At 58.9% G+C, this 25,425-nt stretch carries 26 protein-coding genes; 10 read left to right on the top strand and 16 right to left on the bottom strand.

Features of this window, described 5'->3' with window-relative positions; all coding sequences use genetic code 11:
* Positions 1-4: 4 nt before the first annotated feature.
* Positions 5-2,485 (top strand): trimethylamine-N-oxide reductase TorA, encoded by a 2,481-nt coding sequence (gene torA / locus KYK33_RS00985; protein WP_224431761.1) that lies wholly within the window; start codon positions 5-7, stop codon positions 2,483-2,485.
* Between the two features lie 265 nt (positions 2,486-2,750).
* Here torA and KYK33_RS00980 read toward each other — a convergent pair whose 3' ends face one another.
* From KYK33_RS00980 to KYK33_RS00965, 4 genes are all read right to left on the bottom strand, one after another.
* On the bottom strand, positions 2,751-3,212 hold the full coding sequence (locus KYK33_RS00980) for a hypothetical protein (RefSeq protein WP_042039939.1): 462 nt from the start codon (positions 3,210-3,212) through the stop codon (positions 2,751-2,753).
* A gap of 132 nt (positions 3,213-3,344) precedes the next feature.
* Positions 3,345-4,694, bottom strand: coding sequence for a sensor histidine kinase (locus tag KYK33_RS00975; protein WP_042039938.1), 1,350 nt, complete (start codon positions 4,692-4,694; stop codon positions 3,345-3,347).
* Between the two features lie 55 nt (positions 4,695-4,749).
* Complete coding sequence (locus tag KYK33_RS00970; RefSeq protein WP_005897690.1) at positions 4,750-5,406, bottom strand: response regulator transcription factor; 657 nt, start codon at positions 5,404-5,406, stop codon at positions 4,750-4,752.
* Between the two features lie 27 nt (positions 5,407-5,433).
* Complete coding sequence (locus KYK33_RS00965) at positions 5,434-5,760, bottom strand: PepSY domain-containing protein (protein WP_224431760.1); 327 nt, start codon at positions 5,758-5,760, stop codon at positions 5,434-5,436.
* Between the two features lie 63 nt (positions 5,761-5,823).
* Here KYK33_RS00965 and KYK33_RS00960 point away from each other — a divergent pair, with 63 nt between their 5' ends.
* Positions 5,824-6,084 (top strand): PepSY domain-containing protein, encoded by a 261-nt coding sequence (locus KYK33_RS00960; RefSeq protein ID WP_224431759.1) that lies wholly within the window; start codon positions 5,824-5,826, stop codon positions 6,082-6,084.
* A 46-nt stretch (positions 6,085-6,130) separates the two neighbouring features.
* Here KYK33_RS00960 and KYK33_RS00955 read toward each other — a convergent pair whose 3' ends face one another.
* Together KYK33_RS00955 and msrP are read right to left on the bottom strand one after the other, a co-directional pair.
* Complete coding sequence (locus KYK33_RS00955; RefSeq protein ID WP_224431758.1) at positions 6,131-6,793, bottom strand: protein-methionine-sulfoxide reductase heme-binding subunit MsrQ; 663 nt, start codon at positions 6,791-6,793, stop codon at positions 6,131-6,133.
* 58 nt (positions 6,794-6,851) lie between these two features.
* On the bottom strand, positions 6,852-7,862 hold the full coding sequence (msrP, locus tag KYK33_RS00950; RefSeq protein ID WP_224431757.1) for a protein-methionine-sulfoxide reductase catalytic subunit MsrP: 1,011 nt from the start codon (positions 7,860-7,862) through the stop codon (positions 6,852-6,854).
* 393 nt (positions 7,863-8,255) lie between these two features.
* Between msrP and KYK33_RS00945 the strand changes: the two genes are divergently transcribed.
* Positions 8,256-8,741, top strand: a complete 486-nt coding sequence (locus tag KYK33_RS00945) for a DUF1097 domain-containing protein (RefSeq protein ID WP_224431756.1) — start codon at positions 8,256-8,258, stop codon at positions 8,739-8,741.
* Between the two features lie 113 nt (positions 8,742-8,854).
* Here the strand turns inward: KYK33_RS00945 and KYK33_RS00940 are convergent, their stop codons facing one another.
* From KYK33_RS00940 to cydH, 4 genes are all read right to left on the bottom strand, one after another.
* Positions 8,855-10,135: a sigma 54-interacting transcriptional regulator gene (locus KYK33_RS00940; RefSeq protein WP_224431755.1), complete on the bottom strand. Its 1,281-nt coding sequence runs from the start codon at positions 10,133-10,135 to the stop codon at positions 8,855-8,857.
* Positions 10,132-10,650 carry a hypothetical protein gene (locus KYK33_RS00935; RefSeq protein ID WP_198135211.1) on the bottom strand — a complete coding sequence of 173 codons (519 nt, stop codon included), beginning with the start codon at positions 10,648-10,650 and terminating at the stop codon, positions 10,132-10,134. Before KYK33_RS00935 ends, KYK33_RS00940 begins: the two co-directional genes overlap by 4 nt.
* A 5-nt stretch (positions 10,651-10,655) precedes the next feature.
* Positions 10,656-12,056 carry a sensor histidine kinase gene (locus tag KYK33_RS00930; protein WP_224431754.1) on the bottom strand — a complete coding sequence of 467 codons (1,401 nt, stop codon included), beginning with the start codon at positions 12,054-12,056 and terminating at the stop codon, positions 10,656-10,658.
* Between the two features lie 97 nt (positions 12,057-12,153).
* Complete coding sequence (gene cydH, locus KYK33_RS00925; protein WP_157013853.1) at positions 12,154-12,246, bottom strand: cytochrome bd-I oxidase subunit CydH; 93 nt, start codon at positions 12,244-12,246, stop codon at positions 12,154-12,156.
* 127 nt (positions 12,247-12,373) lie between these two features.
* Between cydH and KYK33_RS00920 the strand changes: the two genes are divergently transcribed.
* A complete protein-coding gene (locus KYK33_RS00920) occupies positions 12,374-12,904 on the top strand; it encodes a 2-amino-4-hydroxy-6-hydroxymethyldihydropteridine diphosphokinase (RefSeq protein ID WP_042039930.1) in 531 nt (176 codons plus the stop codon).
* Here KYK33_RS00920 and KYK33_RS00915 read toward each other — a convergent pair.
* Positions 12,830-13,534 carry an SDR family oxidoreductase gene (locus KYK33_RS00915; protein ID WP_224431753.1) on the bottom strand — a complete coding sequence of 235 codons (705 nt, stop codon included), beginning with the start codon at positions 13,532-13,534 and terminating at the stop codon, positions 12,830-12,832. The two genes, KYK33_RS00920 and KYK33_RS00915, sit on opposite strands and share 75 nt — an antisense overlap.
* A 180-nt stretch (positions 13,535-13,714) precedes the next feature.
* On the opposite strand from KYK33_RS00915, the gene KYK33_RS00910 reads away from it, so the two are divergent.
* Both KYK33_RS00910 and KYK33_RS00905 read left to right on the top strand, forming a co-directional pair.
* Positions 13,715-14,119 (top strand): CBS domain-containing protein, encoded by a 405-nt coding sequence (locus tag KYK33_RS00910; protein WP_042039929.1) that lies wholly within the window; start codon positions 13,715-13,717, stop codon positions 14,117-14,119.
* A gap of 100 nt (positions 14,120-14,219) precedes the next feature.
* Positions 14,220-14,984: a substrate-binding periplasmic protein gene (locus KYK33_RS00905; protein WP_224431752.1), complete on the top strand. Its 765-nt coding sequence runs from the start codon at positions 14,220-14,222 to the stop codon at positions 14,982-14,984.
* 230 nt (positions 14,985-15,214) lie between these two features.
* On the opposite strand, the gene asnC is transcribed toward KYK33_RS00905, so the two are convergent.
* Positions 15,215-15,676 (bottom strand): transcriptional regulator AsnC, encoded by a 462-nt coding sequence (asnC, locus tag KYK33_RS00900; RefSeq protein WP_042039927.1) that lies wholly within the window; start codon positions 15,674-15,676, stop codon positions 15,215-15,217.
* Between the two features lie 155 nt (positions 15,677-15,831).
* Between asnC and asnA the strand changes: the two genes are divergently transcribed.
* From asnA to KYK33_RS00885, 3 genes are all read left to right on the top strand, one after another.
* A complete protein-coding gene (gene asnA, locus KYK33_RS00895; protein ID WP_224431751.1) occupies positions 15,832-16,824 on the top strand; it encodes an aspartate--ammonia ligase in 993 nt (330 codons plus the stop codon).
* A 510-nt stretch (positions 16,825-17,334) separates the two neighbouring features.
* Complete coding sequence (gene add / locus KYK33_RS00890; RefSeq protein ID WP_224431750.1) at positions 17,335-18,336, top strand: adenosine deaminase; 1,002 nt, start codon at positions 17,335-17,337, stop codon at positions 18,334-18,336.
* A 103-nt stretch (positions 18,337-18,439) separates the two neighbouring features.
* Positions 18,440-19,794 (top strand): IS3 family transposase gene (locus tag KYK33_RS00885; RefSeq protein ID WP_224430502.1). Its coding sequence is split into 2 segments (ribosomal slippage): positions 18,440-18,899 and positions 18,899-19,794, totalling 1,356 coding nucleotides; the frame shifts between segments, so codons are not numbered across the junction.
* A 70-nt stretch (positions 19,795-19,864) separates the two neighbouring features.
* Here the strand turns inward: KYK33_RS00885 and hemN are convergent.
* The 4 genes from hemN to KYK33_RS00865 form a co-directional block, all read right to left on the bottom strand.
* Positions 19,865-21,238, bottom strand: a complete 1,374-nt coding sequence (gene hemN / locus KYK33_RS00880; protein ID WP_224431749.1) for an oxygen-independent coproporphyrinogen III oxidase — start codon at positions 21,236-21,238, stop codon at positions 19,865-19,867.
* Between the two features lie 27 nt (positions 21,239-21,265).
* A complete protein-coding gene (locus KYK33_RS00875; protein WP_224432917.1) occupies positions 21,266-21,706 on the bottom strand; it encodes a DUF2489 domain-containing protein in 441 nt (146 codons plus the stop codon).
* An 11-nt stretch (positions 21,707-21,717) separates the two neighbouring features.
* On the bottom strand, positions 21,718-22,284 hold the full coding sequence (gene yihI, locus KYK33_RS00870) for a Der GTPase-activating protein YihI (RefSeq protein ID WP_042039923.1): 567 nt from the start codon (positions 22,282-22,284) through the stop codon (positions 21,718-21,720).
* An 802-nt stretch (positions 22,285-23,086) separates the two neighbouring features.
* Positions 23,087-23,704 (bottom strand): c-type cytochrome, encoded by a 618-nt coding sequence (locus KYK33_RS00865; protein WP_042039922.1) that lies wholly within the window; start codon positions 23,702-23,704, stop codon positions 23,087-23,089.
* A 141-nt stretch (positions 23,705-23,845) separates the two neighbouring features.
* Here KYK33_RS00865 and yihA point away from each other — a divergent pair, with 141 nt between their 5' ends.
* Entirely contained in the window at positions 23,846-24,496 is a 651-nt protein-coding gene (gene yihA, locus KYK33_RS00860) for a ribosome biogenesis GTP-binding protein YihA/YsxC (protein ID WP_224431748.1), read from the top strand.
* Positions 24,497-25,425: the final 929 nt, after the last annotated feature.

Raw genomic sequence — 25,425 nt, 5'->3', positions numbered from 1 at the left:
TGTTATGACTCTTTTCAACGATACAACCGCCAACCTGTCCCGCCGCCGCCTGCTCAAGGGCCTGGGGGCCTGCGCCGCCCTGCCCCTGCTCGGCGGTCTCTTTCCCAAGACGGCACTGGCCAGTGCCATCAGCACGGCGCTCGATCAGTTCACCACCCTGGTCCCGGCCCAGAAAGGCATCTTGACCGGGGCCCACTGGGGTGCCTTCGAAGCCATCGTCGAAGATGGCCGCATGGTCAGGGTTCAGCCGGTGGCCGATGATCCGGCCCCGAACGAGCTGATCGACATGGCCCCCTATCAGGTTCATGCCAAGAACCGCATCAAGTCCCCCATGGTCCGCAAGAGCTGGCTGGAACATGGTCCCGGCGCCAGCCCCGAGCTGCGCGGTGCCGATGAGTGGGTCAAGGTGAGCTGGGATAAGGCCATCGAACTGGTCGCGGGCGAGATCAAGCGGGTGCAGAGCGAATTCGGCCCCCAGGCCATCCACGCCGGCTCCTACGGCTGGAAGAGTGTGGGCCTGTTCCACAACAGCCGCACTCTGCTGCACCGGCTGATGAACCTCTCCGGTGGCTTCACCGGCTACGCGGGTGACTACTCCACCGGGGCGGCCCAGGTGATCATGTCCCATGTCATGGGCTCCATCGAGGTGTACGAACAACAGACTGCCTGGCCCAATGTGGTCGAGCATGCCGAGCTGGTAGTGCTCTGGGGGGTCAATGCCCAGGTCACCCTGAAGAACAGCTGGAACATGCCGGATCACGAAGGCCAGGCTGGCTTCAAGGCGCTGAAGGAGAAGGGCACCCGGGTCATCACCATCGATCCCGTCTACAACGAGACCGCCAAGCTGCTCGGCGCCGAGTGGCTGGCCCCCAATGCCTACACAGATGTCGCCATGATGCTGGGGGTGGCCCATAGCCTGTACAGCGCCAAGAAGCACGATCAGGCCTTCCTCGATCGCTACAGCAGTGGCTTCGACAAGTTCCTCGACTACCTGCTTGGCAAGACGGATGGCCAGCCCAAGAGCGCCGAGTGGGCGGCGGCTATCTGCGGGGTCGATGCCAAGCAGATCACACAGCTTGCCCTGGACATGGCATCCAAGCGCACCATGATCATGGCTGGCTGGGGCATGCAGCGTCAGCACCATGGCGAGCAGCCAAACTGGATGCTGGTCACGCTAGCCGCCATGCTGGGCCAGATTGGCTTGCCCGGTGGCGGGTATGGTTTCAGCTATCACTACTCCTCGGGGGGCAGCCCGACCGCCAAGGGCGGCATACTGTCCGGCATCTCCGCCGGAGAAGCCCCCAAGAACAGCCCCGCGCCCATCCCGGTGGCTCGCATCGCCGACTGCCTTGCCAACCCGGGCAAAACCATCGATTTCAACGGTCGCAAGGTCACCTACCCGGACGTCAAGTTGGTCTATGTGGCCGGTGGCAACCCCTTCCACCACCACCAGGACACCAACAACCTGCTGCAGGCATGGCGCAAACCCCAGACGGTGATAGTGCATGAACCTTACTGGACAGCGACCGCCAAGCACGCCGACATAGTGCTGCCGGTCACCACCAGCTATGAGCGCAACGATCTGGAAATGGGAGGCGACTACTCCCAGCGTTATGTCTTCCCCATGCACCAGTGCGTGCCGCCTCAGCACGAGTCGCGCAACGACTTCGACATCTTCCGGGCCGTTGCCGCCAAGCTGGGGCTGGAAGAAGCCTATACCGAGGGCAAGGACGAAACCCTCTGGCTCAAGCAGATGTATGACGCCATGGCCGCCCAGGCCCGGGGTGCCAAGGTGGCACTGCCACCCTTCAGCATGTTTTGGGAGTCGAACAACTATGTTCGCTTCCCCATCCCCGAGGCGAACAAGCAGTGGATCCGCCATGCCGATTTTCGCGAGAACCCGCTGCTCAACCCGCTCGGCACCCCGTCAGGCAAGATAGAGATCTTCTCCAATACCATCGACAAGATGGGCTATGCGGACTGTGCGGGTCATCCCAAGTGGTTCGAGCCCAAGGAGTGGAAGCAAGGCACGACAGCGGCTCAATACCCGCTGTCGCTCAACACCTCGCACCCGACTCAGCGTCTGCACTCCCAGCTCGACAACACACCGCTGCGCGAGAAGTTCGCGGTGGCCGATCGGGAGGCCATCATGATACATCCGGACGATGCCAAGGCCCGGGGTATCGCGGATGGCGACCTGGTCCGCGCCTTCAACGGGCGTGGTCAGATCCTGGTGGGTGCCCTGCTCTCCAAGGATGTGCGACCCGGGGTGGTACGCATCTGCGAAGGGGCCTGGTTCGATCCGGCCGAGCCAGGCAAGGCTGGCGCCCTGTGCAAGAACGGCAACGTCAACTGCCTCACCTTCGATGAAGGATCGTCGAGCCTGGCCCAGGGCAACTGTGGTCATATGGCTCAATTGCAGATAGAGAAGTTTGTCGGCACCGCGCCAGCCAATACCGCCCATGCCGTGCCAGCCAACGCCTGAGTACTGACTTGATTTACCAACACAAACGGCGCCATCAAGGCGCCGTTTTCTATTGTGAATCGTGACACGCGGCAGCCCCTCTCAACTCGCTGACGGTGACCCGAAGTGCTGGCAGGATGACTTAGAAATCCCCTTCCATCATGTACTCTTCCGCGCACTCCACGAACGTGAGTGGCCAGAGACACTGGCCAGATGAAACTTAGAAGTCTCCTTCCACCATGTACTCTTCCGCGCATTCCACTAAACGTGAGTGGCCAGATGAAACTTAGAAATCCCCTTCCACCATGTACTCTTCCGCGCACTCTACTAGCTGGGGCCAGAGCTCTTCCGGTACCCAGGCTTCGGGGTCATCTTCGTCACCATCATACTGGGTCCAGAAGTAGGCGCGCAGCCCGCTGGCAAAGTCATCGCTGATCTCGGCCAGCTCGGAGAGTGGCCCCAGCCAGGCGATGCGGCGCAGGCCGCTGGCCAGATCGTTGATGGCATCGATCAGACTCCGGTTATCCGGGTTCTGCTCCACCAGCAGGGTGAAGCGCTCGCGGGCGCTCTCGGTCTGATCCTCCTCCAGCTCGCCCGCATCGGCCAGCAGGTCGATAAAGTCCTCCAGCAGGAACTCGATCAGGTGGCCTCGATCTTCAAACCACTGGATCTGGGCTCCCTTCCGGCCCAGCAACGAGGCATCGAACGAATCATCAAGATGGCACAGTGCCCATGGATCGTCGGTCATGAATCTCTTCCTCAGGCATTCACAGATGCCACATGGTAAACCCGACCCGGTCCCCTCGCCACTCAGGCTGACAGGGCCCGCTTCGGGCATGGATAAAGGGGATGAACCCGTGATGTGTCAGGGGTGAAGTGACTAACCGTCGACCCGCGCCACCTTGGGTAGCGAGAGGGAAGCCGCCAGCCCCCCCAGCTCGGCACGGCCCATGATGAGGCTGCCACGATAGGCCTCAGCCAGATCGGACACTATATTGAGGCCGAGCCCGGAGCCGGGCACCTTCTCGTCCAGCCGCACTCCGCGCAGCACGGCGCGGGTTATCTGATCTTCTGTCATGCCGGGGCCGTCGTCCTCGATGCGCAGGCTGATCCAGCCCCCCAGCTCGGCGCTGGAGACTCGTAACTGCCCCGCCGACCACTTGTAGGCATTCTCCAACAAGTTGCCGACCATCTCATCGAAATCCTGCTCTTCCACTCCCACTGCCAGATTGGCAGGCACCTGCAGATCCAGGGTGCGCCCCGGATAGAGGCGAGAGAAGGCGCGGCAGATATATTCCACCCGGGCACGCACCGGGGTCGAGACTCCCAGCACCTTGGACGCCCCGGTCACCCGCGCCTTGCCGAGGTGATAGTCGATATGGCGCTGGATCTGGTCGAGCTGCTCCTGAATACCCCCTTGCTCCTCTGGCGGCAACTGGGAGAGCTGATTGCGCATGATGCTGAGCGGCGTCTTGAGGGCGTGGGCCAGGTTGCCCGTATGGGCCCTGGCACGCTGCAGCAGTTCACCATAGTGATGCAGCAAGCGGTTGATGTCCTCGACCAGGGGCTGGATCTCCAGGGGATAACGCTGCCTGAACCCCTCCTGATGGCCCTGATGTACCCGCACCAGCTCGCGGCGCAGCAAGTGCAGCGGGCGCAGACCGTAAACTATCTGGAAGGCAAAGCCGAGCAGCAGCCCGGCAGCGGCAAACCCCAGACCGAGAAACAGGCCGATACGAGTCTTGTGAAGCGTCTGGGTCAGGGCCGTACTGTCCTTGGCCATCACCAGGGTGAACACCTTGTCGGAGCCCGGCAGCAGCACATTGCGGGTCATGATCAGCAAAGGTTCCTGATTGGGGCCCTTTCCAACAAAGAGATCCGGATCGCCAAAAGCAGACTTGAGGTGGTGGCTCTTGAGGTTGGCATCCCAGAGCGAGCGGGAGCGACTGACTATCTGCTCCCCCAGCTCCAGCTGCCAGTAGTAGCCGGAATAAGGCTGCCGGTAGCGGGGATCCGCCATGGGTTCGGTGACGGCAGGCAACCCTCCCTGCTGCACCTCAATCCGTGCCAGCAGATCGTAGAGTTGCAACCTCAGGCTGTCGGCCTCGGCCTCCTGCCAATAGTTGCGCATCATGGTCTGCAGGCTAAAGCCGGTGGCCGAGAGGAAGAGCCCGCACCAGATGAGGGCGATGACCACCAATCTGCCCCGCAGGGTACGCACCAGACTCATCCCCTCTCCCGTCTGGTGAAGAAACGCGGCCGTGAAGAAAGAACCCCGCTCGGCATCATTCGTTGATCCGGTAACCGAGACCGCGCACCGTCTCAATCAAGTCGGCATGGGTCTTCTTGCGAATGCGGCCGATGAAGACCTCTACCGTATTGGAGTCGCGGTCAAAGTCCTGAGCATAGATATGATCGATGAGCTCGCTGCGCGATACCACCTTGCCCTTATGCTGCATCAGATAACCCAGCACCCGGAACTCATGGGCCGTCAGCTTGATGGGCGTGCCCTCATACCAGACCTGTGAAGCGGCCATATCCAGACGCACGCCACCGATCTCCAGGATGGAGCTGGCATTGCCCGCGGCGCGGCGCACCAGGGCATGCACCCTGGCCACCAGCTCGGCAACCTGGAAGGGCTTGGTGAGATAGTCATCGGCCCCGGCGTTGAGCCCTTCTATCTTCTCGTGCAACTGGCCGCGAGCGGTCAGCACCAGCACCGGGGTCACCACCTCTTTGCTGCGCCACTCCTTGAGAATGCTCAACCCATCACGACCCGGCAGACCGAGATCCAGAATGATGGCGTCATAGGGCTCGGTTTCCCCGAGAAAGCCCGCCTCGTTGCCATCATGGCAGAGGTCGGTGACAAAGCCGGACTGGCGCAGTTGCTCAGCCAGCTGGTTGGCCAGGGTCTTTTCATCTTCAACGATCAGAATGCGCATGAATGGGTCCAGTGAAAGAGGGCAAGATCACTCGGCGGCAGGGGCCGGCGGAAGAAAGAGATGTTCGAGATGATGGCCCTTGAGCCACACCATTTCCAGATTATCGGCGCGATAGCCGACCTTGATGACGCTATTTTCATGGTCGATCAGCTTGAGTTCGTAGAGCCAGACGCCCTGTTGCTCGGTCAAATCAACCCGCAATACCCGCCCCGGCAAGTGAGCCGCGGCAGCCATCACCTCATGGAAGGGTTTCACCCGTCCCTCGCTGACCGCCTGCTGCAGCTGTGCCTCGCTCGGCTCACCATGGGCAAGCAGGGGCAGCAACAGGGCAAGCAGACCCAGGGCTCTATTCATGGGTGATTCATCTCCAGAAACCTAACATAATTGCGGTTATAGTCTGCCAGCCATGAATCCGGAATGAATATGATCCCGCGCACTGTTCTGCCCATCTGCGGCCTGCTGGCCAGCCTGTCTCCGCTCTGGGCGGAGGCGGCGCAAACACGGCTCGACATGGCCGAACTCATACGGCTGCTAGTGGCGCAAGGGTACCACGATATCCGGGAAGTCGAGCTCAATGCAGACCGTTTTGAGGTCGATACCCTGGACAAGGATCAACGCAGGGTGCATCTGGTCGTGGATGCCCATAGCGGCAAACTGCTCAGTCAGGAGCAGGATTAATCCCCTTACCCCGTTCCCCTGAGTCCCGCCATCAGAAAAGAGGCCATCAGGCCTCTTTTGCATTCATCTTGTCTCGTCCCTCTGCCCGGCCAGTGCCTGCCTGACGGGAGCGCCAGGGTTTGAGCAATTTGTCTCGCCGAGGCCAGAGCAGCGCCAGCGCCACCAGCAGATAGATGGCGGGCTCAACCCAACCGCTCTTGACCGACCACCAGTAGTGCACGGGTACCAGCAGGGCTACCCCGTAGATCCAGTTATGCAGCCTCTGCCAACTCGGCCCCATGGCGCGCAGCAACCGCGGGATCGAGGTGATGCTGAGCAGCAGCAACAGCAGCAGAGCGATGGCCCCGACCACGATGTAGTTGCGCTTGACCAGTTCCCCCCCTATCAGTCGCCAGTCGAACTGCAGGTCCAGTCCCAACCAGACCATGAAGTGCAGCAGCGCCCAGGTGAAGCACCAGAGGCCGAGGGGACGGCGCAGCCGCATCAGCTGCCCCAACCGGAAGCGTTTGGCGAGCGGTGACACCAGCAGAGTCAACAACAGCAGATGCAAGGCTCCTTTGCCCAAGTAGTGGGTCAGCCCCTGCACGGGATCGCCACCGAGCAGGCCGGCGGGTACGGCATAACCGAGCCAGAGCAGAAAGGCGAACGCGGCTGTGTGCACCAGCCAGCGCAGCCGGTTTGCCTGGGTATTGGTGATCCTCAGGGTCATAGGGAGAAACCTCCATCATGGAAAGAGTGCGGCCATTTTGCCTGCGACACTGCGGGGATCAGTACCATTTGCGCAGGTCCATGCCTTGATAGAGGGAAGCCACCTCGTCGCCATAGCCGTTGAACATCAGCGTCGGCTGGCGCTTGGCACCGAAGATGCCGCCCTCACCTATGAAGCGCTCGCTGACCTGGCTCCAGCGCGGGTGATCGACCTGAGGATTGACGTTGGCATAGAAGCCATATTCATTCGATGCCAGCAGGTTCCAGGTGGTCGGCGGCATCTCCTCCACCAGCTTGATGGAGACGATGCTCTTGATGCTCTTGAAGCCGTATTTCCAGGGCACCACCAGGCGAATGGGCGCACCATTCTGGCCCGGCAGCGTCTTGCCATAGAGGCCGACCGCCAGGAAAGCGAGGGGGTGCATGGCTTCGTCGATGCGCAGCCCTTCCACATAGGGATAATCGATGCCGCCTCCCAACGAAGAGCCCTGCCCCGGCAGCTGCTTGGGATCATAAAGGGTCTCGAAGGCGACGAATTTGGCGCGGCTGTTGGGTGCGGCCTGCTTGATAAGAGAGGCCAAAGAGATGCCGGTCCAGGGCAATACCATGGACCAGGCCTCGACACAGCGCAGCCGATAGATACGCTCCTCGAGAGGCCCCTTGTTGATCATGTCCCAGACATCCAGGGTGAAAGGCTTATCTACCTCACCACCGACCTTGAGCGTCCAGGGTTCCGGCTTGAGGTAGTGGGCATTGCGAGCCGGATCCCCTTTGTCAGTCCCCAGCTCATAGAAGTTGTTGTGAGTGGTCGCCTTGTCATAGGGCGTCAAGACCAGACCTTCCGGGCGCGCGGCCGGCGTCACCTTGAGCGGCTTGCCTTCTGGTATCGATGGCGCTTTCTCTTTGAAGAGATCGAGCAAGCTCGCCTGGGCGGGAAAAGCCAGGCTGGCACCCAGGCCCGCTGCGCCTAGCCCCAAGCCTTTAAGAATAAGCCGTCGATCCTGATACACGGACTCGGGGGTGAGGTCACTTTCGGTCGGGTGATGGGAAGACGTGGATTTGATCAGCATGAAGGGCTCCCGCACAGAATATGGTGTTATTGATAAGACCGCGCCGGATCAGGATCCATTTCATCTTCCGTCAATAAATGGCCGCCTGGGTCAAACTGCGCGAGGCTATTGGTAGTAAGGCAGCGCCTTGCACATGGTGCCAACCAGAAACAACATGATGAAGATCAGCAGGGGAACCAGGACGTTTGACGACATGAGACTCACTCCTTCAAGGCGACGGGGCCCATAACTATGGTGCACACCCTCGAGGCCAGCCAGTGAACTTTTCGCGAGCGCAAGCGTATTCCTGCCGGGCATAATGTGATGGCGATCACAGCTCCCTCAGCACCAACTTGCCGCTTCTTTGCGCAGGCGTATCCTCGCGCCCTTTCCACCAAGATAGGGGTCGTCGCCATGTCTCCATTGATTGCCATTGCCCTTACCACGGGCATCCTCTCCGCCCTCTGGGGCTGGTTGGCCGTGGCGCTGGGTTTGATTTCCTGGGTCGGTTTTCTCGGCTGTACCAGCTACTTCGCCTCCAAGGGCGGCCTGCGGGCCCTCGGCCAGACCCTGCTCTGCAATGCCAGCGGCATGTTGTGGGGCCTGTTGCTGATCCATGGGGAGTCCTGGTGGGGAGCCGGTCTGGCCGGTTATCTGATGACGGGGGTGGTCGCCACCCTGATGTGCATGCAAGCCAAGCAGCACTGGCTCTCTTACATACCCGGCACCTTTGCCGGCTGCTGTGCCACTTTTGGCGCCGCGGGTGACTGGCGGTTGATATTACCCTCCCTCGTCATCGGTGCCCTCTTCGGTTACCTGATGAAGGCGAGCGGCCTCTGGCTCTCCGCCCGCAGTCGCCCCATGGCAAAACCGGGCACCAAGATGAGCTCCTCAGCCTGAATCCGCCTCATCCCCCCGTCGAATCACCCTCGGCCGGCGCAAGAACCTCCCTTGCCAGCGGCGTGCCATCACCCGGCTGACCCGCGCCACTGCGGGTCAACGTCACCTCCCCCCTAGCTCTTGGGCTTGAAATTCGCCGCCTCGATGGCGTGACGACTGAGCAGTTTGTAAAAGTCGGTGCGATTGCGGCCCGCCATGTTGGCGGCCAGGGTGACGTTTCCCTCTGTGGTGCGCAGCAGGCGGATCAGATACTCCTTCTCGAACTCGGCGCGCGCCTCGTTGAAGGAGGGGATGCCGCCACTGCTGCCGCTCAAGGCAGACTCCACCATGACAACACCTATCACCGGGCTGCTGCACAGGCTCGCCAGCTGCTCCACCAGGCTGGATAGCTGGCGCACGTTGCCAGGCCAGGCTGCACTGGCCAGCATGGCCAGCGCCTCGGGGGAGAAGCCCATCGCCAAACAGTCGGGGTGGCGGGCCTTGTAACCATCCAGGGCCTGACGGGCCAGCAGGGGAATGTCTTCACTGCGGGCGCACAGGGTAGGCAGGGTGATATTTGCCACGTTGAGGCGATAGAAGAGATCCTCTCGAAAGCGCCCCTCATCCATGGCCGCCACCAGGTCCTGATGGCTGGCACTCAATACCCGCACCTCGGCAGTCCCCTGGCCGTACTCCTGCAAGACTTGCAGCAGCTTGGCCTGCAGCGAGGCTGACAGGTTGCCTATCTCGTCGAGAAACAGGGTCGCGCCCTTGGCCTGGGCGAATATGCCACTGCGGCCATCCTCCCCGAACAGCTCCTGATCCAGCGCCTCCCAGGAGAGGGCCGCGCAATTAATGGCATAGAGCGGCTGCTCGCGCCTGGCGCTGGCCTGATGCAGGGTGTGCGCCATCAACCCCTTGCCGGAACCTGAGGGACCCAGGATCAGCACGGGCACCTCCATGGTGGCGATGGTGCTGGCCTGGATCAGGATCTGCTCCATTTGCGGATTGCGGGTCAGGATCTGGGACTGCCACTCCCGCTTCTGCTTGGGCCGGGTCAGGCTGAGTGCATGCTCGATCGTGCTCAGCAGATCATCCTTGTCGATGGGTTTGGTGAGGAAGCTGAACACCCCGGAGCGGGTCGCCTGAATGGCATCGGGAATGGTGCCATGGGCCGTCATGATAATAACGGGCATGCCGAGCCACTGGGTCTGGATCTTCTCGAACAGCGCCAGGCCATCCATTCCCCCCATGCGCAGATCGCTCAGCACCAGATCGGCCCGTTGCTGACGCAGCCGATCGAGGGCCGCCTCGGCGCTATCGGCGGTATCCACCTCATAGCCCTGGCTGCGCAGCCGCATACTCATCAACTTGAGCAGGCTGCTATCGTCATCAACCAGCAGGATGCGGCTCATGGCCGGGTCCCGTCCGTCTCTTGATACTTGCGTTTGTTGAGCTGTTCATCGATGGCGGACAACTGCTCTATCTGGCGCTTGAGTCGCTGCACTTCCTGACTCTGGTTATCGCGCCGACCGTCCCGCTCCAGCAACTGTTCCCCCAGGGCTATCCAGCTACGCAGGAAGGCCTGGGCATCCAGGCCAAGCTCCGGTTGTAGCCCCTTGAGGGCATCGAGCCCGGCGCGACGGCTCGCCACCGATTCGGCCGGGTGGCTGTTGACCATGGCCAGGCTGACACGGCTCTCCAGATCGGGTTGGCCCTTCAGGCGATCCCGCTCTTGTTCGCGCTGCTGGGGCTGGCTGGCCAACAGCCAGTCAGAATACTGCAGGCGCACCTGCATCTCTTTGTTGGCAAATTCCATCCGCTGTGCCAGCTCGGTGTCAGTGACCGAGGAGGGCTCCAGATGCGGCAACAGACCGCAGCCTGTCAGTATGGTCGCCAGGAAGGCGGGAAACATCAGTGGTTTGATCATAGGTATCACTGCAACGTCAACCGGAAACAGACGGGGGCCTGGGCATCGTCTACCAGGCTCAGCTCGCCGCCGAGGCTGATGGCAGACTCGCGGGCGATGGATAGCCCCATGCCAGACCCTTTCAATAATCCCTGCCGAGCGATACTGCCCTGCTCGAAGGGTTCGAAAATGCGTTCACGCTCATCCTGAGGAATAGGGTGGCCCTCATTGGCCACCTCCAGCCAGCTCTCTTGCCCGGCCTGACCGGAGCGGATCCAGATCTGCCCCCCCTGGGCGCCATAGCTGACCGCGTTGGAGAAGAGGTTGTCGACGATCAGCCGCAGCCGGTAAGGGTCGGCTTGCAGGACAAGATCCGTCTCTGGCAGATGAACCTTGACCTCTTTGGACTCGATGGCGAGTCGGTACTCGGCACACAGCTCCGTGAGCAGCGGCGTGAGCGCCACCGGCACCCGTTCGAACTCCTCTTGCTGACTCAAGCGGTTGAAGTCGAGCAGCCGTTCAATCAGGGTCTGCAGGCGGCGGCTGTTCTGCTCCAGCATCTGGCAGATCTCCTGCTGATCCGGATTGAGCGGTCCCACCAGCTGCTCCGAGAGCAGATCCGCCCCCTCCCGCAATACCGCCAGTGGCGTCTTGAGTTCGTGGGAAACATGGCGCAGGAACTGATACTTCTGCTGCTCAAGCTCCTTCAATTTGTCGTGCAGCCAGAGGATGCGCTCCCCCAGGACAACCAACTCGGCCGGGCCGTCCACCGGCTGCTTATCCGGCTCTATGCCGGCGCCAAGACTGAGAATACGCGACTCTATCTGACGGACAGGGTGAATGATCAGATAAGTGAACAGCAGGATCAACAAAAGACTCAATAAGGCAACCAGGCCGCTGACCCACCAGATCTCCTTCATCAACTCATCGATGGCGAGCCGCACCCTGAGCAGATGCTCATCAACCTGGCTGCGGGTCGTCACCTCCAGCTCAGTGCTGACCTGGTCGAGCTCCTCGAAGCGGATACTGGTCGACTCCACCTTGGCCCGGGTCAGATCCTGCAGGCTGTCGAGCCAGCCGAGCAGTTCCCCCAGCTGGCCATAGACGGGAGCATTGGGGATGGAGATCTGGTGCTCGGCAAGCAGTTCACGATAGTGGGTCAGCTGTTGCTGGTAGCTGGCGAGGATGCGACTGTCCCCGAGCACGGCATAGCGACGCAGGGTACGCTCCAGATCGACCGCCAGATTGGTGAGCAAGGTGGCGCGCCGGGTATCGCGAACAGCCCGCTCCATCTCAACACTGGTGAGCTGACTCAGGTGTTCGAGGGCGCGGCTGTCATGCCAGATCATGCCGCCAAGTGGCATCAGCACCAGCACGAAGCCCATCAGGACGACTTGTAACAGTGAGCGCGGCCTTACCCGTGTCATCTTGTTCTCTCAGCTCATTATTGGGTTGGCAAGCATATCCGCAGTCGCGCAAAAAACAAAACCGGCCCAGTGGCCGGTTTGATCGTCTCTAACCCGATCAGACGAAGAGCACGGCGATGGTACTGATGACAAATACCATGGCCAAGGCACCGCTCGCCGTCAGCAAAGCCCACTTCATTTCTATACTCATAACCCCTCCTTAGTTGCTCAATCAGAGCCCGATCACAACATACCTGGCAGATGTTAATGCATAGTTAAGGGGATTAACGTGAGCCAAGTAACCATTTCAGATGAGCCCTAACGCAAGGAATCGCGGCATGTTCTATCTGTGTAGCATAGGATCCAATCTCGAGCCTGATCACCATGTCGGTCAAGCGCTCGGCGAACTACTGAAGCGCTTCCGGCGTGTGCAGCTCAGTTCGGTGATCCAGACCAAACCCGTCGGCATGCACTCATGCCATGACTTCCTCAACTGCCTGTTCGTGATCGAGAGCGAGGCCAGCCCCCAGCATCTGAAGGCGGAATTCGTGGCCATGGAGCAGGCCCACGGACGGGATCGCTCCGATCCCCTCTGCAAGGTGCATGACAGGCCCCTCGATATCGACATACTGGCGATGCGTGAGGATGACGACTTCCACGCAGCAGAAGTCGACGCCTATCTCAAGGACCTGCTGGCGGAACTCTATGGCGAGCAGGCCCTGAATGTGAAGAAAGTGGCCCTCACCCCTTGGGGTCTGCACCTGGGCCAGAGTCCCGTCACCCTCAGTCAGGAATCAGAGGCGGGCCAGGGAGCGGCCACCATCCACCTTGATGCTCGCCCCCGTCATATAGGTGTTGCTCAGCAGTAGTTGCACCGCCTGCCAGATAGGCTCCAGCCCCCCTTCCCGTGCCAGGGGTGTTTTGGCCAGCACCTGCTGACGCCAGGCGTCGCCATGCTCGTCGAGAAACAGGATGGGACCCGGTTCTATGGTATTGACCCGCACCCGTGGCGCCAACTCTCTGGCCAGGCTCATGGCCAGGGTGTGAGCCCCCGCCTTGGTCGCGACATAGCCGGCAAACTGCGGGGGAGGCGCATGAATATAGATGTCGGTGATCTGGATGATGCTGGCGTTATCGTTGCTGGCCAAGCGGGGGGCCAGCGCCTGATTGAGCGCGAAAGGTGCCGCCATGTGCACCTGATAGAAGCGATCGAGCTGGGCCAACCGACCGGCCGCATCTTCGGCCAGGGGCTCGAACGCCGAGGCGTTGTGAATGATGAGCCCCAGATCCGGGCAATGCGCCAGAGCGGCAGCCAGGGCAGCGACCTCCCTCGTCCGGGTGAAATCAGCCTGGATGAGTTCAACCCCGAGGGCGCGCAATCTTTCCAGCTCGGGTCGCGCCGATCTGTACTGTCCCGTCACCTGCCAACCGGCGGCCACCAACTGCTCACACAGATAGAAGCCGAGTCGTCGGCCCACTCCCGTCACCAAGGCACGCATAGTCTCTCCCTCCCATACACAGGCCAGACGGGTGTCAAACTTGTCATGAAATTGCCCCGCCGATCGCATCTTGCATCCATCACCAATGGTATTGTCTATCAATCCTTGCGGCACCACCCATTGGCATCACCGTGGCGACACCCTCATAGTGAAGCCAACCAGAACCGTGGAGCAATCAATATGTTACAAGTACGCGATCACCTGAGCCGTCTGAGCCATTCCCTTACACCACAGCAGGGGCTGGCCGCCGCCCTGGACAGTCTGCACGCCTCGGGACTGAGCGGCCTGCCGGTGCTGGACGACAAACAGCAACTGGTTGGCTTCTTGTCCGAGCAGGACTGCATCCCCAGCCTGCTGACGGGGACCTACCATTGCGATACCCGCACCCAGGTACAGGACATGATGAGCAAGACGCCGCTCTCCATCGGGCCGGATGAGAGCATACTGGATCTCGCTCGCCAGATGACCGGGGCCAAGCCGCGCATTTATCCCGTGGTTGAACAGGGCAAGGTGATTGGCATCATCAGTCGCCGCCAGGTGATGCAGGCCCTCAACCAGCAGCTCAAGGGTTGCCAGCAGACCTAGTCAGAGGAGTCCCTTATTTCAGGATTGGCCAGGGACGGTCGATCTTCTGTTAGACAGCCGCGGTCGATGCACCGCCATGGATGGCTTTTGGAGAAGCAGATTGCGGACCTTGTCTCTGTTATGCCTATTACTGTCGTTCGCCCTGCCCGCCAAGACCCTGGTCATTGGTGGCATGCTGGAGCCGCCGCTCAAATACCTGGATGCACAGCAGACACCGGCGGGGATGGATGTCGAGTTGTTGACCGAGATCTTCACCGCCCTCAAGGTGCCCATTCGCATCGAACTGACCGATTCGGGCGCCCGGCTCACCCGCAACGCCAAGATGGGTGAGTATGATCTCTTGATGAGCCTCTCCTACAAAGCGGAGCGAGATAGCTATCTGCTCTACCCCACGCAAGCCCATATCCGTCACAGCTGGCACTTCTTCGTGCGCAAGCAGGACAAGGATCGCATCCGCTATCGGGTCCTGAGCGATCTCAAGCCCTGGCGCATCGGTATCACCAAGGATTATGCCTACACCCCTGAACTCAGTGCGGCCGTGCATGATCCGGCGTACCACTTCCAGGAGATCCCCCTCAACCAGCTGCAGTTGCGCAAGCTGGTCGCCGGCCGGATCGATCTGGTGCCCATGTCTCTGGTCAGCGCCTTTGGCCAGATCCGGGAGGAGCACCTGGAAGAGAGCGTCGACTATTTGCCCCAACCACTCAACGCCAGCCCCTACTATCACGTCTGGTGCAAGGCGCGGGCCGATGACCAGACCCAGGCCCTGATGGCGGCCTATGATGCCCAACTGCTGCAGATGAAACAGGATGGCCGGCTCCAGGCACTGTTCGCCAAGTACGGCATTCCCTATCTCGAGCCCTGATCACTCACCACCCGCTATCGGCCGGCGGCCTTGTTCCATCGCTCAGGGCTGCACGTCTCTCAATATCGGGTTCTGCAGCGAGATCAGGGTTTCCATGGGAAATGGATCTCATCCCATACACCGGAGCGGGCAATCATCAGGGCTTCACATCTCGCAGGGTCGGGTTCTGCAACGAGATCAGGGTTTCCATGGGAAATGGATCTCATCCCATGCACCGGAGCGGGCAATCATCAGGGCTTCACATCTCGCAGGATCGGGTTCTGCAACGAGATCAGGGTTTCCGTCGACTGGATCTCGTCTATGGTCTGGATCTTGTGGATCAGCACCGTCTGCAACTCGTCGATGGAACGGGTCATCACCTTGATGAAGATGCTGTAGTTGCCCGTGGTGTAATAGGCCTCGACCACCTCGTCCAGCGCCTGCAATCTGGCCAGGGCCGAGGGATAGTCCTTGGCACTCTTGAGATTGATGCCGATAAAGCAACAGACGTCATAGCCGAGCCGCTTGGCGTTGACCTGCACCCGGGTCCCTTCGATGATCCCCGCCTGTTTCATCTTCTCCACCCGCACATGAATGGTGCCGGGGCTGACGGCGAGTTGCTTGGCCAACTCGGCGTAAGGAATGCGGGCATTGTCCATCAGGGCGCTGAGGATGGCCTGATCGAGATTATCGATCCGATAATTTTCTGGCACTTTTTTGCTCTCTCATTGTCGATATCTCATTAAACTAGCACTTATTTTGATGATAAAAATAGATAAATGGTATTTTCATTATCGAATATTGAATTAAGTGTCACTTCTGTTGAAGAATCGCCACACATCACGGCAGTCAGAGACAGGAAACCACAATGAAACAGCACTACATTCGCAGCCAACAGCAGATCAGCTTCGTCAAAGAGATGTTCTCCCGCCAACTCGCCCAGCAGCTTGGCCTGATGGAGGTGCAAGCCCCCATACTGAGCCGGGTCGGCGATGGCACCCAGGACAACCTCTCCGGCTGTGAGAATGCGGTGCAGGTCAAGGTGAAGACCCTGCCTGAACACAGCTATGAGGTGGTGCACTCCCTGGCCAAATGGAAACGCCAGACCCTGGGCCGCTTCGGCTTCGCCCCGGGTGAAGGCATCTACACCCACATGAAGGCCTTGCGCCCGGACGAAGACCGCCTGACGCCCATCCACTCCGTCTACGTGGATCAGTGGGACTGGGAGAAGGTGATGCCGGGCGAGCGCCGGGATCTCGCCTACCTACAGGAGACGGTGCGCGGCATCTGGAGCGCCATCAAGGCCACAGAGCGCGCGGTCTGCGCCGAACATGAGCTGACCCCCTTCCTGCCGGGCGAGATCCAGTTCCTGCACAGCGAAGCGCTGCTGGCCCGCTATCCGGATCTGGATGCCAAGGGGCGTGAGCGCGCCATCGCCAAGGAGCTGGGGGCCGTCTTCCTGATGGGTATTGGTGGCGCCCTCTCCCACGGCGAGCGCCACGATGTACGTGCTCCGGACTATGACGACTGGAGCAGCGAGAGCGAACTGGGCCTGGCCGGTCTGAACGGTGACATCCTGGTGTGGAACCCTGTGCTGGAAGACAGCTTCGAGATCTCCTCCATGGGGATCCGGGTTGACGCCGAGGCCCTGCGCCGCCAGCTCGCCATCACGGGGGATGAAGATCGCCTGGGTTATGAGTGGCATCAGGATCTGTTGGCAGAACGCATGCCGCAGACCATAGGTGGCGGTATTGGCCAATCCCGTCTGGCCATGCTGCTCCTGCAGAAAGAGCACATAGGACAGGTACAAGTCGGTGTCTGGCCGGCCGAGATGAAGGCCGGCATCCCCGGCATGCTGTAAGAAGATGGCGGCCTCGCATCTGGCTAACATGCGGCAATAACAATCGTATGTCGGTCAGATGCGAGTCGATGTGTGGCAGTCCGATATGAAAGAGCGCATGTCGGACATGCTGTAAGGTGCTGGCGCAAGCCACGCCGACGTGGGGTCAGCCCCTGCGACCCGCTCAACCCACCTCAGGTCGCATCACTACATTCCTCAGATGATTTTCACTGTCATACAGTAACCCCGGCCCTGATGGCCGGGTTTTTCTTCTCTCCGGGCAGTGCTCGAGGAGACCGGCAGTGCGACTTCTGCTGCCTCTGGCAGCCCTCCTCACCCGCAACCATGGTTGTCGGCCAGCAACCGGTTGTTGGACGGCATCACCTGGCTTGCTAGAAAAACGCTTACCATCACGCCCTCGCCACCCCGGCTGTGATTCGACCCCCTTTGATTTCAAACAGGGTATCTTTTTTGTCATCCCTGCCTAAAATGACTAGCTTCTCATTCATCGGCTCGAAGAAGGCACCCCTCATGATTGACAGATCCCTCCCCCTGACCGACCTCCATCGTCACCTGGACGGCAACATCCGGGCCCAGACCATCCTCGAGCTCGGCCGTCAGCACAACATCGCCCTGCCCGCCTTTGAGCTGGAGGCACTGCGCCCCCATGTGCAGATAGTCGAGAACGAGCCCAGCCTGGTCGCCTTTCTGAAGAAGCTTGATTGGGGGGTGGCCGTGCTGGCAGATTACGACGCCTGTCGCCGGGTCGCTTACGAGAATGCCGAAGACCTGCTGCGCGCCGGTATCGACTACGCCGAGCTGCGCTTCAGTCCCGCTTACATGGCCATGGCCCACAAGCTGGATCCCCAAGGGGTGGTTGAGGCGGTGATAGACGGCGTCCAGGCGGGTTGCCGCGACGTTGGTGTCAAGGCCAAGCTCATCGGTATCATGAGCCGCACCTTTGGCACCGAGCAGTGCCGCCGCGAACTGGAAGCCTGTCTGGCGCACAGCAACCAGCTGGTCGCCATCGATCTGGCCGGTGATGAGCTCGGCTTCCCTGGCGAGCTCTTTACCGACCATTTTCGCCGGGTGCGTGATGCCGGTTTGCAGGTCACCGTCCATGCCGGCGAGGCGGCGGGCCCCGAGAGCATGTGGCAGGCGATCCGCGACCTCGGTGCGACTCGTATCGGCCACGGGGTCAAGGCGGTGCAGGATCCCCGCTTGATGGACTATCTGGCCGAGCACGGCATCGGCATCGAGTCCTGCCTCACCTCCAACCTGCAGACCAGCACGGTCGAGAGCCTGCAGAGCCACCCCATTCGTCAGTTCCTGGACCATGGTGTGCTCGCCTGCCTCAACACCGACGATCCTGCGGTGGAAGGCATAGAGCTGCGTCATGAATACGAGGTAGCGGCCCCGGCGGCCGGTCTCACCGCCAGCCAGATACGCACCGCCCAGGAAAATGGCCTCAAGCTCGCCTTCCTGAGCAAGCAGGAAAAAGCCGCACTGGCCGCCAGTGCCGTCGCTCGCTGACGCCTCATCAAGCCGAGGCTCGATTCAGCAGCAATAAAAAACCGCCTGTATTGAAGTGAACCCCGAAAGTTGGACACCCAACGAGTAGGGGTTCTTCGTTTCTATGGCAAAGCAAAAATACTCGACCGACTTCAAGCGTCAGGTCGTTCTTCACTATCTCAACGGTCATGACGGTGCCAAAAAGACGGCCGCCCTGTTTGGTGTCGATCATGGCGCCGTTCGCCGCTGGACTGAGCACTGGAAAGTCAGTGGTGAAGATGGCTTGACCATCACGACCAAAGCTTATTCTGCTGAGTTCAAAGAGGAGGTACTGCACTGGATGCAGGAAAATAATGCATCTTCTCGCAAGGCGGCCGCAGCATTCAAGATCGCCGCGGCCTGCACCGTCAGTCGGTGGGCGCGGCTTTATCGTGAAGGCGGTATCATGGCCCTTAGTGACAAACGCACAGAGCGCATCATGGCTTCAGGAAAAAAACCACCGAACAAACCGCTCACCGCCCCCTATCCCACTTTCCACAGTGCCCAGGAAGAGCTCGAATACCTGCGGGCGGAGAACGCCTATCTAAAAAAGCTGCATGCCTTGGCTCGGGAAAAGCAGCAGAGAAAGCAAAAATAGTTTCCGAGCTAAGGCAGGACCATCAGCTGGCAACGCTGCTGCATATCGCTTGGTTGCCACGCAGCACCTTCTACTGGCAGGTGAAGTCAGGTACCAGCGCAGGGACCTATGAGCATGAAGCGCAACGGATCAAGGCGCTGTTTCATCACCACAAGGGGCGTTATGGTTATCGGCGGATCACCCTGGCGCTGCGCAACGAAGGGTGCCTAATTAACCACAAGACAGTGCGAAAACTCATGCGAGAACAGGACCTTGCCTCTAACCTGCGCCGCAAGAAATATCGGTCGTACAAGGGGACATACGGCCATATCGCCCCGAACCTCTTGCAGCGTGATTTTCACGCCGATGCCCCGAACCAAAAATGGGTCACCGATGTGACGGAGTTCAATCTCAAAGGGCAGAAGTTGTACTTGTCGCCGGTGCTGGACCTCTATAACAGCGAGATCATCGCCTGGCAGATGGCAACGCACCAGGGGATGCGGTTGGTGGACAAGATGCTGGATGACGCCTTGGCGACATTAGGGCCCACAGACGCGCCGGTGCTGCACTCGGATCAAGGCTGGCAATATCAGATGGCCAGCTATCAGACGCGATTATCGTCAAGGGACGTGAAGCAAAGCATGTCACGCAAAGGGAACTGCCTGGACAATGCGGTGGTAGAGAACTTCTTTGGACTGCTGAAAAGCGAATGCTGGTTCAACGAAGAGTACGAAGATACAGAGCAGTTGAAACGTGTGGTGGATGAATACATCCACTACTACAACCATGAGCGGATCAAAGTGAAACTAAACGGCCTGAGCCCGGTACAGTACCGAACTCAGGCCATGTTATCCGCCAACTAACGTGTCCAATAAATGGGGTTCACTTCAGTATGGCGGTTTTTTATTGCTTGGCCAGCCGCTCGCAGCCGGGTCAGATCACCCGGGAGAACTGCTGAGCCCGCGCCGCATTGCGCAGATAGACATCGAAGCACATACAGATGTTGCGAATGAGCAGTTGACCCGTGCCGATCACCTCCAGGCCGGTGTCGGTCAATCGCACCAGACCATCATCGACGAAGGTCTGCAGCAGCTTGAGATCTTCCGCAAAGTACGTGTTGAAGACCAGGTCATGGGCCTGCTCGACGGCGGCAAACTCCAGAGAGAAGTCGCATATGAGTCGCTTGATCACCTCCCGGCGGATAAGGTCATCGGGCTTGAGCGCGCAGCCTTTCCATTGGGCATGCCCTCGCGCTTCCACCTGGGCGTAATAGGCCTTGAGATCCTTCTGATTCTGGGAGTAGGCATCCCCCATCATGCTGATCGAGGAGACCCCCAGCCCCAGCAGGTCGCAATCCCCCTGGGTGGTGTAGCCCTGGAAGTTGCGATGCAGCTTGCCCGCTCGCTGGGCCACCGCCAGCTCGTCATCGGGCTTGGCGAAGTGATCCATGCCGATGAACTGATAACCCTGACCGGTGAGGAAGGCGATGGTGTCCTGCAACATGGCCAGCTTCTCCCGGGGCGCCGGCATGTCCGCCTCTTTCAGCTTGTGCTGGGCGGCAAACCGGCTCGGCAGGTGGGCATAGTTGAAGATGGAGAGCCGGGCCGGATCCGTTTTCAGCACCTCTTCCAGGGTGTGGTGGAAGCTCTCCCGGTTCTGGTGCGGCAGGCCATAGATGAGGTCGAGATTGGTGGAGCGGAACCCCAATGCCCGGGCGCGCTCCAGCATGGCGCGGATGAAGTCGTTGTCCTGCTCGCGGTTGACCGCCCGCTGCACCTGCTTGTTGAAGTCCTGCACCCCCAGGCTGATGCGGTTAAAGCCCAGCTCCCGCAGTACATCCAGCATATGCAGCTCAATCTCGCGCGGATCCACTTCGATGCTGGTTTCGCCAGCGTCTGCGAAGTGAAAATGGGTGCGCAGCATGGCCATCAGACGTCGGCTCTGGGCCTCGTCCAGATAGGTGGGTGTGCCGCCGCCCCAATGGAGCTGGGTCACGGTACGGCCGGCAAACAGCGGAGCCTGGGCGGCAATTTCCCGCTCCAGATAATCGAGATACTGATCGGCCTTGTGCTGATGACGAGTGATCACCTTGTTGCAGCCGCAGTAGTAGCAGAGCTTGTGGCAGAAGGGGATGTGCACGTAGAGGGAGAGGTTGCGATCGGGATACTGGCCTGCGGCGTGCACGAAGTCCGGATAACCGAACGTTTCGTTGAACTCCAGGGCGGTGGGATAGGAGGTATAACGGGGGCCGCTGTGATTGTATTTCTCGATCAGCGCCTGATCCCACACTAGGGGTTCGACTCGCACACTTGTTTCCTCATGGGTTGGCCGGGATCAGTGACCCAGCTGGAAATCCTTCAACAGGGCGACATCCTTGAGGATCTGCGCCTCCAGTTCAACCTCGTAGCCGCTGCGCTCCAGATCCATCTTCATGATCTCGTTGCGCTTGAACGCCTTGCGGGCCTCATGGGTCGGCATATCCTTCACCTTCTCGTACAGATCGTACAAACCGGGGAACTCCTCGGCGAAGGCTCGTCCTTCTTTGATCTGCAGGGCATTGAGCAGGTTGGTCAGTCGTATGGCCCCTTCCGAATAGTCACACTGGCCATCACGCACCGCATGGGCGATGAGTCGCACACTGTCGAGAATGTGCTCGTTGCGCTCGCGAATGGCCCTTGCCTGTAGCTCGCCCTGACGACGCACCCGGGCCAGCAGCATGCCCGCATAGATGGCCAAACCCAGTAAAATAAGGCTACCCGCCAGGGTAGCCAGTATCAGCGCCGTGCTCACTTCTTCTTGGGCTCAACGGGTTGTGGCTGATAGTCGGCCTTGTTGAAGCGATCCCACAGATCTTCTTCGGTCGCCGGGGCCTGGGCCTCTTCGAAGTCATCCATGATCGCCGGCTCCTCCTCATCCTCGTCATCTATGATGCCGAGTTCGTCCATCAGTTCCTGATAACGATCGACCCGCTGATCGACCCAAGCCTGATCGGCGGCGCTCAGGGTCTCACCTTCATCCAGGCGATCGAGGAAGTCGTTGAGGCGATCGTCGTTCTCGATGGCGGCCAGCTCCTGCTCGGGAGTCAGCTTGAGGATCTTCTCTCTGGGGGCTTTGGCTGGCTTCGGCTTGCTCTGTTTGTCATCCACAATCAAGACGACCGGCTTGCGGGAGCCCAGACGGGGATCCTGCGCCTGTTTATTGCCACTGTTTTTGGGCTCGGCAACCTGCTGGCGAGTCCCTGCCTTCAAGCCTTTGCGCTTGGCAGCACGTTTACGCTCGCGGCCTTCCAGGGCGCTGGTATCTGATTCTTTGCGCTTACCGGTGGGTTTGCGAGTGGGTTGTTTGGCAGACATGAATGACTCCGGGACATTGCTGAATATATAAAACCCGTCACAAGACACCTGGGGCGTCTGGCGGGATAGGATGCTGACAGTGAATAATGAGGACGAGCACAGGATCCAGCATCATTTGTGCCTCGCAAGGCAGCTGAACACCGCAGGATCGGTATCCTCTGGGCATGTTGCTGGTATTTTGACACAAAATGTCGGCCCGGGTTAATCATCCAATAGAAAAAAGGCAGCCGAAGCTGCCCCGATATGCTTGTGCGAGTCCTATTCCTGTCGATGTCGCCCTTCCCTGACGCCTCGCTTCATATCTTTATATGGTCATCCTGACCTTATTGATCGTTCCTGAATGTGCGTGTGCTTGCTTGACTCGACGCTCTACTCGCCTGTAACGCGTCAAGGTGGTTGCGTCCCGCATCACCCTCTCTTCCCGAGAGGTCACCATCCTGATCTTTCACTCCCTTGCCTGGCACCCTGCCATTCCCGGCGTCCTGCCCTCACCACTCCCTGGGTGAAGCCTTGACCCAATCCTTGGGCCGTTTCCTTGTCACCACTTTACCAAGTTCGATGACTGGCTCAATCTGAGCTCAGTCTCAAGGGAAGGGGCCAAACTGCATAGGCAATGAATAACCAATTAAAAAATAATAACTTTATTTTATTTAATGCAATTTTTTCAGCTTGGGCCACCGAGGGAAATGGTGGATCTCGCACAGGGAAGCTGGTCAAAGCCACCGAAAACAAAACAGGGAGCCCAAGGGCTCCCTGTTTGTTGCGCTGATGCAATCACAGCAAAGATTCTGTCGCGCGCCAGTTAGTGCAACCCTGGCACATATTTGGACAAAATCTCGATGTCCTTGTCCGTCAGCTTCTTGGCGATGTCTCGCATCATGCCATTGGGATCATTGTCGCGGGTGGCGGCACGGAAGCCTTCCAGCTGCGCCTTGATGTACGCCGGATGTTGACCGGACAGGCTGGGGTACTTCGCCTGCTCTACACCGGCACCACGGGGGCCATGACAAGAAGAACAAGCAGGCAGACCGCGACTCATGTCACCGCCCATATAGAGCGCCTTGCCCGCGGCAACGACCTCATCAGGAACGGCAACCGGTGTAATTTGTTGGCTGGAGAAGTAGGCGGCCAGGTCGTCCATATCCTGCTCTGACAGAGGCAAAGCCATGGCTCCCATGATGGGAGAAGCGCGACCCGTGTTACCAGAAGCGGCAGCCTTCAGTTCCACTAATTGTTTTTTAATATATGATGCATGCTGGCCAGTGAGCTTGGGGTAAATATCAGCCGGGCTGTTTCCGTCCGGTCCATGACATGCAGCGCAGACCGCCGACTTGGTTTGTCCCGCAGCGGCATCGCCTGTGGCTTGTGCCATCCCCGTTACGCCAACCATCAGAGCAAGAGTAATGACTAGGTTCTTCATGGCGTTCCAACTTCTCGTTATTAGGCTTCCGATCCCATGCCGCTGAAGGCATGTTAAAATAAACGCGTTTAAGCGACGCCATTTTACACGATTTCACAAAAAAGTAACTCTATAACCCTCTCTCTCCATGGGGAATTTACGTTGGATACACAAACTCTGAATTTCAATAAGGTGCATTTTGTGACCAGCGCACCCGACATCCGTCACCTACCAAATGATGGGGGTGTCGAGATTGCGTTTGCCGGGCGTTCCAACGCAGGCAAGTCATCAGCATTGAACACCTTAACCAAGCACAAGAACCTGGCCCGGACCAGTAAAACCCCCGGCCGGACCCAGTTGATCAACCTGTTTGAACTGGAACCCGGCAAACGTCTGGTCGACTTGCCAGGTTATGGTTATGCCCAGGTTCCACTGGAAATGAAGCTAAAGTGGCAAAAGTCACTGGCCGAATATTTGCAACGCCGTGAGTCCTTGAAAGGTCTGGTGATCCTGATGGATATCCGCCACCCGCTCAAGGAAACCGACATGAACATGCTGGAGTGGAGCTCCCACCGCGAACTGCCTGTCATGCTGCTGCTGACCAAGGCGGACAAGCTGAGCCCAGGCCCGCGTAACACCCAGGTGATCAAGGTGCGTCAGGCTGTTGCCAATCTGGGTCCCCAGATCCAGGTCGAGGCATTCTCCTCCCTCAATCAGATCGGGCTGGAGAAGCTGGCGCAGACCCTGACTGGCTGGTACCTCGCGGGTGAAACCGCTGAAGGGAACTTCGACGTCGAACATGACGCCGATTAAACCCCGCCATTTTTCAATTAGCGGAGCTGGGCTCCGCTAATTGAAATCCTTTCCCCCACCTGCTCACCTGCTCACCTGCTCACCTGCTCACCTGCTCACCTGCTCACCTGCTCACCTGCTCACCTGCTCACCTGCTCACCTGCTCACCTGCTCACCTGCTCACCTGCTCACCTGCTCACCTGCTCGATAATCTCCATTCGATCCACAAAATACAACCAATTGTTTTAAATAGATAAAACCTTTAATTCTCTTTAAGAATAAACAATCAAGCAACTTGATAACGTTTTCAGATCTTCACTGATTAAGGGCAATAAAAAACAGTTCCATACAGAAAAATGTAATTAAATTACCAAAAGAGACCGCGGTAAGCGCGAGACAGACACAAAAATGAGGCCAGTACCCTGAGTAGGAGACCGGCCTGAAGAAGCAATGCAAACTTGGGAAGAAATGGGTCTTGAGAATAAATGACAACTGGGTTACCCAAGAAACCGCTCTATTTTATCAAAGAGCCACCATTTTTAAAGTCTTTACTCTAAATGAGGCGCATAAAAAAACACCCCGACGAGAACTCATCGGGGCAGCTATTCAGCCACATTCAATTACGTGAAATAAAAGGTCTGAAAGATAGAACATCTTACCTCTGTACCCTACGTCAATAACTGTACATCAAAGCGGCAAAAAAGTGAAAGTAATTTATGTAACAAAGTTTCACTGAAGTTCAATGTGACTTTTCTTTATAATTTTCAAGTGGATAAAAAAAACCCCAGTACGAATACCGGGGTGTTATAAAGGTGACTAACTAGCACTTCCTCAACTATCTAGTTAGTCAGCGCGATAATGACAAAGTTCCACTCTCCTGAAAAAAAACTTGGCTGGTCTAGACAAAAAGAACGATGAATAAAGTAAGGCATTGATATTTATTCGTTTTA

The sequence above is a fragment of the Aeromonas rivuli genome (assembly GCF_020149575.1).
Taxonomy (GTDB): domain Bacteria; phylum Pseudomonadota; class Gammaproteobacteria; order Enterobacterales; family Aeromonadaceae; genus Aeromonas; species Aeromonas rivuli.
This window is presented reverse-complemented; position numbering and strand designations above follow the sequence as displayed.